This window comes from Pseudoalteromonas sp. McH1-7, assembly GCF_013366255.1.
Taxonomy (GTDB): Bacteria; Pseudomonadota; Gammaproteobacteria; order Enterobacterales; family Alteromonadaceae; genus Pseudoalteromonas; species Pseudoalteromonas peptidolytica.
In genome coordinates this window covers 153,654-168,173 of the sequence record NZ_JABWPQ010000002.1, presented here as the reverse complement: position 1 = coordinate 168,173, position 14,520 = coordinate 153,654, and the positions used below count along the sequence as shown (strand labels likewise).

Below are 14,520 nucleotides of genomic sequence, written 5' to 3'. Positions count from 1 at the left end.
AAGAGCGTTGCCAATGGCAGTTAAAGTATTAGTTGTTGATGACTCGAGCTTCTTTCGTCGCCGAGTCAGTGAAATCTTAGAAAAAGATAGTGAAATCAAAGTTATAGACTTTGCAGTTAATGGTAAAGAGGCGGTTGAAAAGGCCGCTTCGTTGCGTCCAGACGTGATTACAATGGACGTAGAAATGCCAGTACTCGATGGTATAAGCGCTGTAAAGCAAATAATGCAAGCGACGCCAACCCCGATACTGATGTTTTCGTCGTTAACGCGGGAAGGCGCCAGTGCAACGTTAGACGCGCTTGATGCGGGTGCTGTAGACTTTTTGCCTAAAAAATTTGAAGACATTGCTAGAAACAGCGAAGAGGCGATAAAGTCATTACAGAACAAAGTGAAAGAGATTGGCCGACGTCGAGTGAGCCGATTTACACGGCCAAGTATTTCGACTTCGAATCGAACAATAGAGCCAAAGCCAGTCCGAAACGAGACATTAAGACCAGCAGTGCCTCAGCCAGATAGAAGCTTTCAAAGATCGGCAACCACTTCTTCACCGGCTGCCTCTGCCGCAAGAGCATCTGGGAAAAAATATAGTTTAGTAGCGATTGGCACTTCAACGGGGGGGCCTGTTGCGCTGCAAACAATTCTAACGCAAATACCTGCAAACTTCCCTCATCCGATCCTGCTTATCCAACACATGCCAGCCGCATTTACCCCTGCATTTGCAGCCAGGCTACATAGCCTGTGTAAGATTAAAGTGAAAGAAGCAGAGCATGGAGATAGACTCATGCCTGGAGTCGCCTATCTTGCTCCTGGTGGAAAGCAAATGATGGTTGAAAGTCGAGGTGGCAGTAAAACGTTAAAGGTTTTTGAAGATGATAGTCCGAGAATAACCTACAAACCTAGCGTTGATATCACCTTCGCAAGTGTCGCTAAAGCATATGGTGGTGACGCATTAGCTGTTGTGTTAACTGGTATGGGAGCTGATGGTAGAGATGGCGCTAGGATGTTAAAGCAGGTAGGAGCTACAATCTGGGCACAAGATGAAGCTACCTGTGTAGTGTATGGCATGCCGCAAGCGGTTGCGAGTGCGGGCCTAGCATCAGATAGTATTGCGTTACAAGACTTTGCGTCGAGAATTAACAAGGAAGCGGGTAATCAATAAGCCCACTGGCAAAGTTACGTTGCCGAAGCTTGCAATTATCGAACTTTTAAAACAAAAAATAACATTGAGTTTGTATAATAAAGGCCGCATTATGCGGCCGTTATGAGCGAAGGAATATTGAGTGAAAATTTGGACGGTAGCAAATCAAAAAGGTGGCGTGGGCAAAACCACAACAACGGTAAGTCTGGGCGGTATTTTAGCTGAACAAGGCCATCGTGTTTTATTGATTGATACCGACCCTCATGCTTCACTGACTTATTACTTTGGTATAGATTCTGAAGAGTTAGAAGTTAGCGTTTACGATATTTTTATACGTGGAAATAGCATGACGGGGGAAGAGATATTGCAAGCACTTTGCCCGTCAACCATTGAAAACCTTGATATCCTTCCTGCGACTATGGCTATTGCCACGTTAGACAGGAGTATGGGCAACAAGACTGGCATGGGTCTGATCTTGAAAAAGTCTATTGAGAAAATTGCGGATCAGTATGATTATGCGATTCTGGATTGTCCACCGGTACTTGGTGTATTGATGGTTAATGCGCTTGCTGCAAGTGAGAGAATATTGGTCCCAGTACAGACAGAATTTCTTGCCTTGAAGGGACTCGATAGAATGATGCGAACTATGGAGCTGATGCAATCTTCACAACAAAAACAATACCAGTATACGATAATACCCACGATGTATGATAAGCGTACAAAGGCATCTTTAGAGGCATATAAAACATTGTTGGCGACTTACAAAGACGCAGTTTGGCCGGGTGTGGTTCCTGTTGATACAAAATTTAGAGATGCCAGCCTTGCACAACAAGTTCCGGTGCAGTTTTGTCCAAAGTCTCGGGGCGTATTTGCCTATCGTGCTTTGTTGGATTATTTAAAGCAGCTAAGCTAGAGAATAGAATGAGTAAGCACTTATTTGCAAATGAAAAGGTAATGAAACAGTACCTTAGTGCATTACTACAGGAAGAGCCTGAAGTACAAGATTGCGCTTTATCACCTGTTGCGAAGCTATTGGAACAGGTAAAAGACCCTGATGTGGAGCAAGAAATAGTTCCCGCAGCCGCTGACATTAAGCCAACAACGATTGAATCGATGACTGAAGTACAAGAGCAAGAGGTGAGTAAATTTGCTCAAGATCTTGAAGTCACTGAAAATACATCTATTATCAAAGAACAGGCAACGATAGAAGCGACGTCAGCGCGTGACGCTTACCAAGAAGGTGAGTTTCAAGCATTATTTTTTGAAGTTGCAGGTCTAACGCTCGCGGTTCCGCTGAAGTCTCTTGGCGGTATACACCAGTTAGGTGAGGTCAATCAATTGTTTGGCAAACCTAAATGGTTTAGAGGGGTGATGTTAAACCGCGAAGAAAAACTAAATGTTGTAGATACTGCGATGTGGGTGATGCCTGAAAAATTGACACCTGAGCTTCAAGATAGCCTGAATTATCAATATCTAATCATGCTTGGAGATAGTAGTTGGGGGCTATTGGCAGAAAAGCTCGTCAATAACTTGACACTCAAGCCTGAAGACATAAAGTGGCGTACCAGCGACAGCAAGAGACCTTGGCTAGCTGGGGTGATAAAAGAAAAAATGTGTGCGCTAATAGATGTAGAGAATTTAAACCGTTTGCTAGAACAAGGCCTCGATAGTCGAGAGCAGTAACTAGTATATTGATGGAGTGAGACCATGAGCCAAGATAGACTACTTTCTGCAGACAAAAATGCTGATAGTAATGATGAAGTATTGCAGTGGGTTACTTATAAGCTTGAAGAGGAAACTTACGGTATTAACGTAATGCAAGTACAGGAAGTGCTGCGCTATACAGAAATTGCACCTGTTCCAGGCGCACCAAGCTATGTGCTTGGTATTATCAATTTGCGTGGTAATGTCGTTACCGTAATAGACACGCGAGCAAGGTTTGGCCTTCAGAGCGCGGAAGTTACAGACAATTCACGGATCGTAATTATCGAAGCTGAAAAGCAAGTGATCGGTATTTTAGTCGACAGTGTTGCTGAAGTTGTGTACTTGCGTAGCTCGGAGATTGATAGTGCTCCAAATATAGGTACAGAGGAGAGTGCTAAGTTCATCCAAGGTGTCTCGAACCGAGAAGGCGAGTTACTGATTTTGGTTGATCTTAATAAATTATTAAGTGATGACGAATGGGATGAGCTGAGTCATATTTAGATGTTGGAAGTAGTAAACGCTCAAATCGTTTTACTCGTCATATCAATAACCTCAAGCGTACTCGCGATAGTGTGCTTGAGGTTTGTTTTTGTGTTGGGTAAAAAATTACAAAAAGAAAGATCGAATATTATGCAAGCTTCAAGTGCATTGCAGGGAGCTGAGCAGCAAATTGCGATATTGCGCAGTGAAGTTGCAGAGCTTCGCGCTAGCATAATGAGTGTTGGTAAACGAGTAGTGACAACAGAGCAGGAGCTCCATGAACTTGCAAATCAGCAAGCAGCACAAAAATATGACGATCCAGACGCAAAAATTTACTCTCGAGCGGTAAAAATGGTTGAGCTGGGGGCTGATATTGAAGAAGTCATGCGAGAGTGTGAGTTGCCTCGTGCTGAGGCCGAGCTATTAATGTCTTTACATAACAAATCAAAATAATGTTGGTTGCAAGCTAGAGGGGGACTAGGCCTTTATATCTAGCTTGCCACGAAACCCCTCCCAACCGGGAGGAAACTTTCCACGCATAATATAAGAGAACGCAATAAGTTCAGCAATAACATAATATAACTCTCTAGGAATTTCCTGATGTAGCTCTAAGGCGCTTAATGTCTGTACTAAAGATTCATCCTCATGGATCATGATGTTCTTTTCTTTTGCGAGCGCAATAATTTCTTCCGCTAATTCACCATAGCCTTTGAAGGTCACTTGAGGTGCGCTTCCGGCTTCGTAAAGTAATCCAATTGCTGATTTGTGCGTCATTAGTATTTACACCTTAATGTTAATAATGGCATGTTCAGAGAAGAACTTGTCTTGAAAACTGGCTTCTTCCCTCAAGTCTATCTCGGCTACTTGCAGTCCGTGAGCGGCGAGTTTGTGCCTAAGAGTTGCCAAATGGGGTTCAGCGAGTTGTTTCACTTGGTTGGAAGTTGCAACTAGTGCACATTCCAGAGCTTTATCCATTAGCTCTGCTTGGGCATGGATCTGGCCTTTATCAGCAAAATCAAAACACAAGCGAATAAACCACACTGACTTCTCAGGCATTCCAGCTTTGGGCGACTTTTTATACTCTCCGATTTGTAACTGTGTTTGCTGTTGCTCTTGTCCAACCTTTGTAGGGAATAGCAAATTAACGATGAGCTGCGTTTCACTATCTTGTTTCCCTAAACTCGTGGTTTGTAATTGAGATTGTTGTGGTTGTAGTTGGTTGTGTAGTTGTCCCAAGTCATTTAAAAGCTCTTTTGCGATTGGCTGTTGTAACGCATCTGCAACTTGTTTAGGAGAGAGCATTTTTAACTGTGGCAACAACGTCTCTAGCAGTGCCTGCATCTTTTGATTTGCGCTTTCTTTGCTAGTGTCTTGACCTGCGACTTGGCCACCTAAAAGAGAAAGTAGCAAGCGTTCTAACATTTGTGTAAAGCTAGATTGGTTCAAGCTTGATGTCGTATTACTAAACGGCGTTAAGCTCAGTTGGCTTTCTAGTTGATTTTTAACTGCGAGTGCCGAAATAGAACGCTCATCCAATAGCCGAGAGAACGCTTGGTTTACTAGTTTTTGTAGCTCAGGCATTTGACTTAACGAATCAGCTTTTAACGCTTTTGCTATCGTGTTAGAGGCTTGCTGTAGCGGGCCTTGAATATTGTCTTTTCTTCCCAGCTTTGCGGTTGGCATGTTTAGTAATACTTCAATGATCCCTTTAACTTCTTTGGTCACAGAGTGAGTAAGCTGTTCACTCGAAGCATATGGTACAAACTGTGCAGTTTTATCAACAAGCAAAGGTGCGGTGTGTGTTTTAAGATACAGTGGTCTCTCTAGAATTTGAGTAACCTGTCGAAGCTGCTTAGTGTCTAGCTGCTCCTTACCAGTGAATGTGTCTAGTAATAAAGAGAGGGCTTTTTGCTTCATTTCAAAATCGACGGGAAGCGCTTGGTACTTTGGTTCTGTGCTAGGGTTTTGTTGTAAGTAGTGGATGATGGAGGCGGTTAATTTCTCGCGATTAATAGGGGGCTGGCTCTGTTGTAATGGTACTGATGATTGTCTCATCATATCGAGCAGGCTCTGCTTTATTTGGCCAGTGAGCTTCTGTAGTGGAGTACTTATCTTACTTTCGTTATGTTGGTTTACGTCTTGGGCTTGTATGATGGAGCTTGGTAATAGGCGCTTAATACTCTCATGTTGATTATTAGATGTCAGCAAGGCTTGAGAAGCATTAGATTGATGGGGTTGTTGTTTGCCAAAAGGTCTGCCGATCAGCACTTGCAATGCCCGCGCGACGCTTGACTTTATTTGTTGCAGGCTGACCTCAAGTAATGGTGTTTCGTATTGGAGTGTATGTATTGAAGTTGGGTTGGTGCTATTTATTGGCGTAATGGGTTTTGCAATCGCACTTACTTGATGCAGCAATGCGCTAAGCGGTTTGATCGTTTCCACTTTTATTTGTCGTGCTGGCATTGTCACGTCTACCCCGTTGATGGCTGCTTTGAGCTCACCTTTTTGCCATGTTGAAGAAGGTGGCCAATTACTGGGGATCCTCGGTAAGCTAATTGGGCGATCGTTAATATTAAGCATTACCCCGTTGACTAGAGGCTTTACATTGATGGGGCTAAGCTGGCTAGAGATAAGTTTAATAATCATTGATTTAGGTAATGTGGTGCTAAACAGAGGATCACTAAATTGATTTACTATTTGCAAAAGAGTATTGCTTTGTTGAGTACTTAGATTAGCAAACAGTTTGCTCTCACTTGCGAGCAATTGTGCGACGGGGTGTGGTACCGGTACCTTCAAATCAAGGGAATTAATACGCAATGTGGAATCAGGCTGCACAGTTGCCGAAGACTGAATAATTGTACTGTTGGTTTGGCCTTTAAGTGTCGCCAAAATATCAAAAAGCTGACTCGTCAATGTGACTTGAGCTTGTAATTTTGGGGTATGGAAAGTAACTACTTTCCCTGTTTCGTCGATACTAACTTGGGCTTCTTGGAGCTGATTAGGTTGAGTTGGTGGTTTCAACGCAATTTGGATAGTTTGCCAGCGACCGTCAATTGTTACATCCATCTTTAGTTTATCATTGCTAATGTGAATGTTTTTTGCTGCAAAAGGCTGGTTGTTAGTCAAGTCTAATTTAGATACTTCGCTATTATCTGTGCTTATCACAGATGCTGTCGTAGTATTTGTTGTAATTGGCAGCTTATTCATTATTTTAAATCAAATTTTCGCTAATCGATCGCATCGGATTATTCGTATTACCATACCATTATGTTAGACTAACGCCCAATTTTAGGTAAAGAGAAGCCCAGATTTGCTAGAGATAGACACCGTCACTTGTACCAAACAAGATAGATGCTTGTTTGACTCATTAAGTTTCACTCTCCATTCGGGGCAGATCATGCAAGTTGAAGGCCCAAATGGTGCCGGTAAAACGTCACTGTTACGAATAATAGCGGGCTTTGCCAGAGCGGATGAAGGTCAGATCCGATATAACCATACCGATATTCGAGAAGATTATGATTCATTTGCAGCTGAACTGTTGTTTATTGGTCATAAAACGGGTGTTAATCAGCAACTGAATGCCTACGAAAATGTCCAGTATTGGTTGCAAGTACATGGTGCAAAAGCCAGTGAAAAAGAGGTTTATGAGCTGTTGGCAAAGCTGGGTCTAATAGGGCTTGAAGATGTACCGGTGCGTACCCTTTCAGCGGGTCAACAGCGTCGTGTTGCTTTGGTTCGTTTATGGCTGAACAAAGCTAAATTGTGGATACTCGACGAACCATTTACCGCATTAGATAAAAAAGGTGTTGCCTTGTTGCAAACCCAGTTTCAGTCCCACCTCGATGCAGGCGGAGCAATTTTACTGACTACACACCAAGATCTCACCGCACATTTCGCGCAGTTACAAACTTTGACATTGGAGTACCGTTTGTAATGCAGACTCATCATTCATATTGGTTAGCGTTCAAATCCGTTTATACAAAAGATGTGACACTCGCATTTAGGCAACGTGCTGAAATCGTTAACCCATTACTGTTTTTTCTGATTGTCATCACGTTATTCCCTTTAGCGATTGGGCCAGAGCCTGCATTACTTACCAGAATTGCGCCGGGCATAATTTGGGTAGCAGCCTTGTTATCGACTATGTTAGGGCTAGATAAACTATTTCGGGATGACTATAACGATGGCTCGCTAGAACAACTGATAGCATCGCCTTATCCGTTGTCATTATCTGTACTTGCCAAAGTGGCTGCACACTGGACCGTAAGTGGTCTACCTATGGTACTACTAGCGCCATTATTTGCATTGTTAATGAATTTAGAAACGCAGTCCCTGAACGCGACAGTGTTAACTTTATTAATTGGGACACCCTTGTTAAGTTTTATTGGAGCTATAGGGGCAGGACTCACCGTTGCATTGCAAAAAGGTGGAATTTTGATGAGCTTACTAGTCCTGCCGCTGTATATCCCTGTATTAATTTTTGCAACATCCGCCATTGATACCAGTAGCATGTCTCTTGCTTATGGCGGTCAGCTTGCAATCCTTGGTGCGATGCTTGCCGTTGCCATTGTCGCCGCACCAATTGCCATATCGTCAGCTTTAAGAGTGAGTGTAAGTTAAAATGTGGAAGTGGTTACATCCTTATGCCAAAGCGGAGCGTGCTTACCAATTGTGTAACACCTTGCTTCCTTACTTTGCCGTGATTGCGGTAGTGGGTTTACTTGTTGGATGGGTTTGGGGGCTTGCCTATGCGCCCGCAGATTATCAACAAAAAGACAGCTACCGGATAATCTTTATTCATGTGCCCTCAGCGATTTGGTCAATGGGTGCGTATTCATCTATGGCCATAGCAGCCATTATTGCTTTGGTGTGGCAAATTCGTAACGCCGAGCTGGCAGTTATCTCAATCGCGCCAGTTGGTGCGGCTATGACTGCAATAGCATTAATTACCGGAGCTGCTTGGGGTAAACCAATGTGGGGCGCTTGGTGGGTGTGGGACGCCAGGTTAACCTCTGAGCTTATTCTGTTATTTTTATATTTTGGTGTATTGTCACTTTATCATGCGTTCGAAGACAAAAAATCAGGGGGGAGAGCTGCCTGTATTTTAGCAATAGTTGGTGTAGTTAACTTACCAATTATTCATTTTTCAGTTGAATGGTGGAACACGCTACATCAAGGCTCTACCATCACAAAGTTTGATACATCAGCAATCGATCCATCTATGTTATGGCCATTACTAATTAATATTGTCGCCTTTGCAGGTGTGCTGGGAGTAGTAACGCTTATTCGCTTAAAAAATGAAATTTTGCGTTGTGAGCAGCATCGTCCTTGGGTACGTGAATTAGTGAATAGGGGATAATTATGCAGTTTGAATCCTTCAGTGAATTTCTAGCAATGGGCGGCTATGGTTTCTATGTATGGCTGTCCTTTGGTTCATGTGCGCTTATATTAGTGGGCATCTTAGTCAGCTCTCTTGCCGATGGTAAAAAGCTCAAGCAAGCCGTGAAAGCTCAAATGGCACGAGAAGCACGGATTAAAAAAGCAAAAGAGGAGTCAGAAGCATGAATCCTAGACGCAAAAAAAGACTATTTGCCGTCGTTGCAGCTGTCTTTGGTATTGGTGCAGCGGTTGGCTTAACCCTCTATGCACTGCAAGAAAATATCAATTTATTTTACACCCCTAGTGAGTTAGTTGAAGGCAAAGGTGAGCTTAAAGAAAAGCCTCAAATTGGACAAAAACTCCGCATTGGTGGAATGGTGGTTCCGGGCTCTGTTGAGCGAGATGAATCATCGCTAGATGTGTCGTTTAAACTGATTGATACCGGACCTATGGTGACTATACGTTACCGCGGTATTCTGCCTGATCTGTTTCGTGAGGGACAAGGGATAGTAGCACAGGGAACCTTGGTTGAAACCAATGTGGTTGAAGCATTTGAAGTGTTGGCAAAACACGATGAAGAGTATATGCCTTCAGAAGTTGCTGAAGCCGTTAAAGGCATAAAGCACGAAAAGCCAAAATATAATTTAAATAGCGAGAACTAACTAAGATGATCCCTGAAATAGGTTACTTCGCCTTAGTTCTGGCGATGTCGTTGAGTTTACTACTGTGTATTTTCCCGTTATGGGGCGCATACACAGGCAATCTAAGGCTAATGAAAGCCGCGCCTTCACTAGCCATTGGTCAATGTATTTTGGTGGTGTTTTCCTTTTTGGTACTGATTTATATAACCTTAATGGATGACTTTACCGTGGCTTATGTTGCCCATCATTCAAGTAGTAGTTTGCCTTGGTACTATAAAATTACCTCTACTTGGGGTGGGCACGAGGGCGCTATTCTACTTTGGTTAGTGATGCAGTCAGTTTGGACCATGTTGGTCGCAGTTATGTCTAAATCACTGCCTTGGGTGCTTCGAGCCAGAGTATTGGGCGTATTAGGCTTTTTAGGTGTAGGCTTTATGCTTTATACCCTATGGATGTCTAGCCCTTTTGAGCGTTTATTACCTTATTTCCCTGTAGAAGGCCGCGACTTAAATCCATTGTTACAAGACCCAGGTATGATTATTCATCCACCTTTGTTGTATATGGGCTATGTTGGCTTATCAGTATCCTTTTCTTTTGCAATCGCCGCATTGTTAACAGGTAAGCTGGACAACACGTGGGCTAAATGGTCTCGTCCGTGGACGATGGCTGCATGGGGCTTTTTAACTTTAGGTATCACCATTGGTAGCTGGTGGGCATACTCAGAGTTAGGCTGGGGAGGCTGGTGGTTCTGGGATCCAGTAGAGAACGCATCGTTAATGCCATGGCTTGTCGCAACAGCGTTACTGCATTCATTGTCGGTAACAGAAAAACGGGGTGTGTTTAAGTCTTGGACGGTACTTCTTGCCATTACTGCATTTAGTTTATGCTTACTCGGTACGTTTATTGTTCGCTCAGGTATTATCGTATCGGTGCATGCGTTTGCAACTGATCCTGATAGAGGTTTATTTATTCTATCTTTCTTGGCCGTGGTGGTTGGGGGGAGTCTAGCCTTATATGCAACCCGAGTTTCGCAAGTTTACAGTGAAGGCAGATACCAGTTTATTTCAAGAGAAGTAACGCTTTGGGTCAATAACATCTTTTTGGTCGTAGCGACTCTTATTGTGCTACTTGGAACACTTTTGCCTATGATCCATAAAGAATTAGGTTTAGGTTCCATTTCGATTGGAGTCCCTTTCTTTAATCAGATGTTTGCAATATTGACCGTGCCATTTGCTATTTTGCTTGGCATAGCGCCAATGTTACGTTGGAAGCAAAATAAAATGCCACCGCTAGTTAAAAAGTGGGTAGTACTATTGGTCGCTACTTTAGTCATCACCACTGCATGGTTATTCTCAAGCTTTGAAGTAGTTGCTCCCCTTACTTTTGTTGCTACTGCATTGGCTGTGTGGATCTTTATTGCGACTGCGACTGACTTATTTAGCAAAGTGTCGGTTCATTCGAGTCTAACTGTCGGACTTAAAAAGCTTGGGCTGAGCTATTGGGCAATGGTACTTGGTCATGTTGGTATCGCATTTGTTATCGCATCCGTTACGTTAACCTCGGCATACTCGGTAGAACGCTCTGTTAGTATGAAACCAGGCGAAACGGCAATGTTAAATGAGTACGAATACCGCTTTGACGGCGTAAAAGAAATTAGAGGGCCAAATTACGGTGGTCACGCAGGGGTCGTGACAGTATTCAAAGATGGCGAGAAAGTTACTAAGCTGTACGCAGAAAAACGCCGTTATGATATTGGTATGCAGTTTATGACTGAAGCTGCGATAGATGATGGCTTTTTCCGTGACTTGTACCTCGCACTCGGAGAACCATTGTCGGCAGGTGCATGGTCACTCAGGATTTATCACAAACCCTATGTCAGGTGGATGTGGCTTGGTGGTTTACTTATTTCATTTGCTGGGTTTATTGTACTTGCAGATAAACGATACCGTGGCCGCGTAAAAAAGCCGCAACAGCAGGAGGCTTAATATGAACCGTAAATTATTAGGTTTAGTGCCTTTTTTAATCTTTATCTTCTTGTGTGTATTTTTATATCAAGGCTTATTTGGAAATCCGAGAGAGCTTCAGACAGGTCGACTTGGGCAAACGATGCCTGAGTTTGCTTTACCAGACTTAATGGATAGTAACAAAGTCTGGACAGCTGACTCACTCAAAGGTGAGGTATACCTTATGAATGTTTGGGGCACATGGTGCCCAACATGTATCGCAGAGCTTGGCTATCTGACAGAGCTAAGAGAGCGAGGTGTGAGGATCATCGGCCTGTATTATGAACAGGCGTATGACCCGGACTTTGGCGATCAATTCGACATTAATGCGTTAAGGACAGATGTAACTAGCATGCTGAGTCGTGCAGGTGACCCTTATCAATTCAATATCCTTGACTTGGAGCGCTCTTTGGCTCTTGATTTGGGCGTTTCGGGAGCCCCAGAAACTTTTCTAGTAGACAAAAACGGTAAGATCTTACTGCATCACACAGGCGATATTAATGAACGCGTGTGGCGCAGCAAGTTTGCTCCAATCTATCAGGAGTTAACACAATGAAATACCTTATCCTAATTGTGTTTATGTTCGTAGGTTTTGCAAGCGAGGCCGCAGAAGATAAGTACAACTTTGCGACTCCAGAGCGAGCGCAAACGTTTCGAGAACTAACCCATGAACTGCGTTGTCCTAAGTGTCAAAATCAAAATATTGCAGATTCGGACGCTGTTGTGGCTAAAGACTTGCGCGATAAAGTGATCACTTTAGTGAACGAAGGTAAGTCCAAGCAAGACGTGATTGACTATATGATAGACAGATATGGCTATTTTGTGCATTACCAGCCACCTGTCACGCCTGCAACCATTGTGCTTTGGGTACTACCTGTCGTGATTATTGTGCTTGGCTTTGGCTTTATTGTATTTCGCCAAAAGCGTGCAGCGAAAAAGCAGGATTGGAATGCCACAGATGAACAAAAACTCGCTGAGCTTATTAACCAATATCAACGTCAGGAGCGTGAGCTGTGAGTGAATTTTCAACCGATTTAACACAAATGTGGTTTTTATTTCTGCTTCTTAGTGTTTTTGCTGGTTTGTTCGTCGTTTTTCCTTTTATCAAAAAAGAGAGAAAGGTAGTGGTTGATGATGACGCCAATGCCGAGCGTATTGGTATTTTCCATCAGAGGCTAGAAGAGCTCGAAGATGAGCTTGCTAATCAACGAATCGAAAAAGACAGTTATCATGAATCAGTGATCGAGTTAAAACGCAGATTACTCAATGAGCTGTCTCCTGAGCAATCATTAACAAGTCGTGGTGATAATCGAGTTTTAGCGGTCACGGGGATCGCGTTTATGGTGCTTGTAACAGCGATTTTTTACTACTACACAGGTAGCCATAGACAAATCGCTAACTGGAATGAAGCTATTGAAAATCTTCCAGAGTATGGCGAGCGAGCTGTAATGCAAACTGGTGAGCCGTTAAATGCTAATGAATTACAAGCTTTTGCTCTAGGGCTTAGAACAAAACTTGCCACTGCCGGTGATGATGCAGTGGCGTGGATGTTACTGGGGCGTGTGGCAATGTCGTTGGGTGACTTTGAAATGGCAACGCAAGCTTTTGATAAAGCATTAGCAATGCAGCCTGATAATAATAATGTCTTAGTTAATTACAGTCAGGCATTGTTGATTGAAGGGTCAGAGCAGAGCATGAACCGCGCAGCCAAGATGCTTTCAAAAGTCCTGAATTCGGAGCCTACGAACATTGATGCCATTAGCCTTTTGGCACTTATCGCCTATGAACGTCAGGACTGGGCTGAGTCTAAAGCAGCGTTTGAAGTGCTGATGGCACAGCTAACGCAAGACGATCCTCGTTATCAGATGATAGCTGGTCGTATAGCAGAGCTTGAACAAAGGCTTGGGCAGCAAGAGCCAGAAGCTGTAAATAGTACGGCGAGCATTAGCGCTACAGTTACCATTGCCGAGGCGTTACAAGGCGACATTCCGTCAGGAAGCACGTTATTTGTTTTTGCAAAAGCGCAAAATGGTCCAGCGATGCCGTTAGCTGTGGCGAAAATTACAAACTTTAACTTGCCAATCACGGTTGCTCTGGATGATAGTATGGCAATGATGCCTGAATTAACCTTATCTAACTTTTCTCACGTTACGGTTACCGCGCGCATTTCTAATGACGGTTCAGTGATGCCATCAGATGGTGAGCTGGAAGGGGTTTCAAATGTGATAGAGCTAAAACAAGGTGGCAGTCAGGTTAATGTCGAGATTAGTCGTGTCTTAACAAATACAGGGAAATAAATGCTTAAAGTTGTGCTCACAGGTTTACTAGCGCTCACCGTCATTGGTTGTGCGCAAGTACCAGAAGAGAAAAAAGATCCACGAGACCCATTACAATCCATTAATCGACCTCTATATGATTTTAATATGGATGTTTTGGATGCTTATATTTTGCGCCCCGTGGCTAAGGGGTATGTGTCAGTTACCCCTGCGCCTGTGCGAAGTAGTATTGTCAACTTTACGACAAATATTGCCGCGCCGACTGACGCGGTGAATGCTGCGCTGCAAGGCAAGCCAGATCACATGGCCATAAATGTAGCTAGATTTTTGGTCAATTCAACCGTTGGTATTTTTGGTCTATTTGATGTAGCAAAAACACTCGGACTGGAGTTGAAAGATGAAGACTTTGGTCAAACCCTTGGCGTGTGGGGAGTAGGTGATGGTGCCTATATTATGGTGCCAGGCATGGGACCTACCACAGCAAGAAATTTAACAGGTGATGTAGTCGATAATCTAGTGTTGCCTGAAATTGCGCTCAGTACGCCGCAAACCATACTGGTATTTGCGCTACGGGCAGTGGAGGCCAGAGCGGCATTGATGTCGCAAGAAAAGCTATTAAATGAATCATTAGATCCATATACATTCTTAAAAGATGTTTACTATCAGCGTCAACTGTATGAGCTATATGATGGTAACCCTCCACTAGAGGAAGAGCCTGATGATTTTGATGAAAACTTTTTAGAAAACTTGTAGTTATATTTTTTCTTAACACTTGCTCAAAAGAAGCTGCTTAATTAAGCAAACTGGAGCAATGGACTAAGCTAGTAAACATAAAGGTCGGCTAATGCCGACCTTTATATTTTCAGATGCTCACGAGGTAGGTTTTATACCAATTTTCT

Annotated in this window: 17 protein-coding genes; 15 read left to right on the top strand and 2 right to left on the bottom strand. The window is 43.3% G+C overall.

Annotated elements, in window-relative coordinates:
* The first annotated feature begins 13 nt into the window (after nucleotides 1-13).
* From HUZ36_RS02010 to HUZ36_RS01990, 5 genes are all read left to right on the top strand, one after another.
* Nucleotides 14-1,159: a protein-glutamate methylesterase/protein-glutamine glutaminase gene (locus HUZ36_RS02010; RefSeq protein WP_125252078.1), complete on the top strand. Its 1,146-nt coding sequence runs from the start codon at nucleotides 14-16 to the stop codon at nucleotides 1,157-1,159.
* A 121-nt stretch (nucleotides 1,160-1,280) separates the two neighbouring features.
* Nucleotides 1,281-2,051 carry a ParA family protein gene (locus HUZ36_RS02005; RefSeq protein ID WP_125251997.1) on the top strand — a complete coding sequence of 257 codons (771 nt, stop codon included), beginning with the start codon at nucleotides 1,281-1,283 and terminating at the stop codon, nucleotides 2,049-2,051.
* An 8-nt stretch (nucleotides 2,052-2,059) separates the two neighbouring features.
* Complete coding sequence (locus tag HUZ36_RS02000) at nucleotides 2,060-2,821, top strand: chemotaxis protein CheW (protein ID WP_125251996.1); 762 nt, start codon at nucleotides 2,060-2,062, stop codon at nucleotides 2,819-2,821.
* A gap of 24 nt (nucleotides 2,822-2,845) precedes the next feature.
* A complete protein-coding gene (locus tag HUZ36_RS01995; protein WP_010369098.1) occupies nucleotides 2,846-3,343 on the top strand; it encodes a chemotaxis protein CheW in 498 nt (165 codons plus the stop codon).
* On the top strand, nucleotides 3,344-3,775 hold the full coding sequence (locus tag HUZ36_RS01990) for a DUF2802 domain-containing protein (RefSeq protein WP_128729881.1): 432 nt from the start codon (nucleotides 3,344-3,346) through the stop codon (nucleotides 3,773-3,775). It abuts the gene before it with no gap.
* A gap of 24 nt (nucleotides 3,776-3,799) precedes the next feature.
* On the opposite strand, the gene HUZ36_RS01985 is transcribed toward HUZ36_RS01990, so the two are convergent.
* Entirely contained in the window at nucleotides 3,800-4,096 is a 297-nt protein-coding gene (locus HUZ36_RS01985; protein WP_128729882.1) for an EscU/YscU/HrcU family type III secretion system export apparatus switch protein, read from the bottom strand.
* A 6-nt stretch (nucleotides 4,097-4,102) separates the two neighbouring features.
* Nucleotides 4,103-6,529, bottom strand: a complete 2,427-nt coding sequence (gene fliK, locus HUZ36_RS01980; protein ID WP_176031866.1) for a flagellar hook-length control protein FliK — start codon at nucleotides 6,527-6,529, stop codon at nucleotides 4,103-4,105.
* A gap of 103 nt (nucleotides 6,530-6,632) precedes the next feature.
* On the opposite strand from fliK, the gene ccmA reads away from it, so the two are divergent.
* Genes ccmA through HUZ36_RS01930 form a run of 10 tightly spaced genes read left to right on the top strand, consistent with a single transcriptional unit; the run spans nucleotide 6,633 to nucleotide 14,374 of the window.
* On the top strand, nucleotides 6,633-7,256 hold the full coding sequence (gene ccmA / locus HUZ36_RS01975; RefSeq protein WP_176031865.1) for a cytochrome c biogenesis heme-transporting ATPase CcmA: 624 nt from the start codon (nucleotides 6,633-6,635) through the stop codon (nucleotides 7,254-7,256).
* Nucleotides 7,256-7,942 (top strand): heme exporter protein CcmB, encoded by a 687-nt coding sequence (ccmB, locus tag HUZ36_RS01970; protein ID WP_128729884.1) that lies wholly within the window; start codon nucleotides 7,256-7,258, stop codon nucleotides 7,940-7,942. Before ccmA ends, ccmB begins: the two co-directional genes overlap by 1 nt.
* A gap of 1 nt (nucleotide 7,943) precedes the next feature.
* On the top strand, nucleotides 7,944-8,681 hold the full coding sequence (locus tag HUZ36_RS01965) for a heme ABC transporter permease (RefSeq protein WP_125251990.1): 738 nt from the start codon (nucleotides 7,944-7,946) through the stop codon (nucleotides 8,679-8,681).
* Nucleotides 8,682-8,683: 2 nt separating this feature from the next.
* Nucleotides 8,684-8,887, top strand: a complete 204-nt coding sequence (gene ccmD / locus HUZ36_RS01960; protein WP_176031864.1) for a heme exporter protein CcmD — start codon at nucleotides 8,684-8,686, stop codon at nucleotides 8,885-8,887.
* Nucleotides 8,884-9,363: a cytochrome c maturation protein CcmE gene (gene ccmE, locus HUZ36_RS01955; protein ID WP_125251988.1), complete on the top strand. Its 480-nt coding sequence runs from the start codon at nucleotides 8,884-8,886 to the stop codon at nucleotides 9,361-9,363. Before ccmD ends, ccmE begins: the two co-directional genes overlap by 4 nt.
* A gap of 5 nt (nucleotides 9,364-9,368) precedes the next feature.
* Entirely contained in the window at nucleotides 9,369-11,327 is a 1,959-nt protein-coding gene (locus HUZ36_RS01950) for a heme lyase CcmF/NrfE family subunit (RefSeq protein WP_125251987.1), read from the top strand.
* 1 nt (nucleotide 11,328) lies between these two features.
* Nucleotides 11,329-11,901, top strand: coding sequence for a DsbE family thiol:disulfide interchange protein (locus tag HUZ36_RS01945; protein WP_176031863.1), 573 nt, complete (start codon nucleotides 11,329-11,331; stop codon nucleotides 11,899-11,901).
* Nucleotides 11,898-12,362 carry a cytochrome c-type biogenesis protein gene (locus HUZ36_RS01940; RefSeq protein WP_147390788.1) on the top strand — a complete coding sequence of 155 codons (465 nt, stop codon included), beginning with the start codon at nucleotides 11,898-11,900 and terminating at the stop codon, nucleotides 12,360-12,362. The genes HUZ36_RS01945 and HUZ36_RS01940 overlap by 4 nt, the downstream gene beginning before the upstream one ends.
* A gap of 26 nt (nucleotides 12,363-12,388) precedes the next feature.
* Nucleotides 12,389-13,642: a c-type cytochrome biogenesis protein CcmI gene (gene ccmI, locus HUZ36_RS01935; RefSeq protein WP_176031913.1), complete on the top strand. Its 1,254-nt coding sequence runs from the start codon at nucleotides 12,389-12,391 to the stop codon at nucleotides 13,640-13,642.
* Nucleotides 13,643-14,374: an MlaA family lipoprotein gene (locus tag HUZ36_RS01930; protein ID WP_125251983.1), complete on the top strand. Its 732-nt coding sequence runs from the start codon at nucleotides 13,643-13,645 to the stop codon at nucleotides 14,372-14,374.
* Nucleotides 14,375-14,520: the final 146 nt, after the last annotated feature.